General features: G+C 37.5%; 2 protein-coding genes. Both read right to left on the reverse strand.

What is annotated here, in order from left to right; genetic code table 11:
* Positions 1-38: 38 nt before the first annotated feature.
* Positions 39-1,712, reverse strand: coding sequence for a DNA repair protein RecN (gene recN, locus H5072_RS17185; protein ID WP_182694234.1), 1,674 nt, complete (start codon positions 1,710-1,712; stop codon positions 39-41).
* A 75-nt stretch (positions 1,713-1,787) separates the two neighbouring features.
* A partial coding sequence (locus H5072_RS17190; protein WP_182694235.1) for a hypothetical protein occupies positions 1,788-2,323 on the reverse strand: 536 nt, incomplete at its 5' end.

The following is a 2,323-nucleotide window of genomic DNA, read 5'->3' on the forward strand; positions in this document are numbered from 1 at the left end:
GTGCATTATTTAATCCTTCAAAGCTCTATTAACTAATGTTAGGCATGGGCCATTATTAGTTCTTTAGCATTCGCTTTAGCTGTTTTACTGATATTATCACCACCAAGTAAGCGAGCTATTTCATTAATACGACCATCTTTATTCAAAGGCTGCATATGAGTGAACGTTTCGCCTTGTGCTATTTCTTTAGCTACAAAAAATTGTTGGTGTGCGCTACTAGCAACTTGCGGTAAATGGGTAACACAAATCACTTGAGTAGACTTACCTAACTGGCGCAATAGTTTGCCTACGGCTGATGCTGTAGGGCCAGAAATACCTACATCAACTTCATCAAAAATAAGCGTTGGGGTTGTTACTTTTTGGGCAATAATTACCTGTATAGCAAGGCTAATTCGCGAAAGCTCACCACCTGAGGCTACTTTAGCTAACGGCTGAAGTGGCTGCCCAGGATTAGTTGATACTAAAAACGACACATTATCGTACCCTAAGCTATTAGGTGCGCGGCTACTCTCTTGAGTTAAAGCTATTTCAAATACACCGTTTTCCATCGATAAATTAGCCATGCTTTCACTTATTAGTGTGTTAAGTGTATTCGCATACTCATAGCGACTTTTACTTAGTTCATCGGCAGCTTGCTTATAACTAAGTAACGCGCTTTCTATTTCTGACTCTAGTTGCTCCAGACGATTACTATTATTACTTATTGACTCAAGCTCCTGAGCAATCGATTGATGAAACTCAACTAGCTGCTGTGGTTTTATGTGATGCTTACGCGCTAAATCCATCGCACCGCTTAGTCTATTTTCTACTTCACCTAAACGAGCAGGATCTAAATCTGCTTGCTCAGTATAATTTCGAACTTCACGGCTTGCTTCTTCAACTTGTACTGCGGCTTCACTAAGGAGCGCTGCTACGCCTGCTAAGCTTTCGTCGTATTGAGCCAGCTCAGCGAATTGTTGGGCACTGTGCTGAAGCATTGAACAAGCATTTTGTTCATCACTTTCATATAAGTATTGTAATTCACGTTGGCACGATTCTAATATTGTTTGGCTGTTACTAAGTTTGTAATGCTCGGCCTCAATTAAATCAAACTCACCTTCTTGTAAGGCAAACTCATCGAGCTCTGCAACTTGGTATTCTAACAATTGTTTTTGCGCTGCTTGTTGCTGCTGTTGTTGCTCTAAATGTTTAAATTCTTTTTGTAAGTTAGCAAACTGTTTATAGTTGTTATTTACATCATTTACTAAGTGGTGATGCCCTGCGTAGGCATCTAAAAGCTGTAACTGATGCTCAGCTTTTAATAAGTGTTGGTGGGCATGTTGTCCATGAATGGATATTAAATATTGACCAAGTTCTTTTAATTGTGATGCGGTAACGGCACTGCCATTAATATAGCTTTTACTGCGTCCATTTTTGCAAACAACACGACGTAATAAACATTCATTATCGTCATTGTTTAGCATATGTTGCTCTAAAAACGATTGAGCTAGCGGTAAATCTGTTAGGTCAAATTGAGCGCATACTTCTGCTTTATCAGAGCTTGGGCGCACTGCTGATGCTTCAGCTCGTTCACCTAAACATAATGATAGCGCATCAATAGCAATAGATTTACCAGCACCTGTCTCGCCAGTGATCGCGGTCATACCGCTGCACCATTCTGTGCTTAAATTACTAACAATTGCAAAATTTTTAACTTCTAAACCAATTAACATACTGTTTATCCATCCAGTCAATTAACTGTTAATTTATACAGTGTTTTGGTTTTTTGCAAATTAATTTTTTATTATTTATGCAACGCTTACATCTTGAGTAAATTGTGTATCAGAAGTTTTTGGGGAGGTATCAATTTGATCATCAACAATATCAGTAGCTTGTATAATGTCTTCGGTTTTAAGTAGCCCGATAAGTGGAGGTAAAGTATTTAGGTAAAAACTCTTATTGTATAAAATTCCTTGCTGAGGTAACTCAGATACAAAGTACTGTATATTATCAATCAATGGCTGGATTATATTCGTTTGATTAGTTTTAATTAACTCGTTGGACAACGTATTAATTAGTAGGTCAGCGGTATCTTCAAGTTGTTGCAAATTCTCGTCTGTATGCGATTGCACAACAAAAAAATTATTTACAATAGCTTGAATACGAGGAACGTATTTTGGGCGAATTATTTTAGCATCAAGAAGATTATTAAGCTTTGCTTTAAGGCGTGAATTTACATGCGAAACCCGTTCATTAAATAGTTTTTTTCTAGCTTCGATTGCTTTTTTGCGATTACTCTCAATTTTGAGGTAACTGTATAAAAGTGTAATTAATAGCAGTAAAG

The sequence above is a fragment of the Pseudoalteromonas sp. SR45-5 genome, from assembly GCF_014163565.1.
Classification (GTDB): domain Bacteria; phylum Pseudomonadota; class Gammaproteobacteria; order Enterobacterales; family Alteromonadaceae; genus Pseudoalteromonas; species Pseudoalteromonas distincta.

Bases quoted from the DNA above. Each gene is read 5' to 3' on its own strand.
- recN (WP_182694234.1), bottom strand. From the start codon at position 1,712: ATGTTAATTGGTTTAGAAGTTAAAAATTTTGCAATTGTTAGTAATTTA.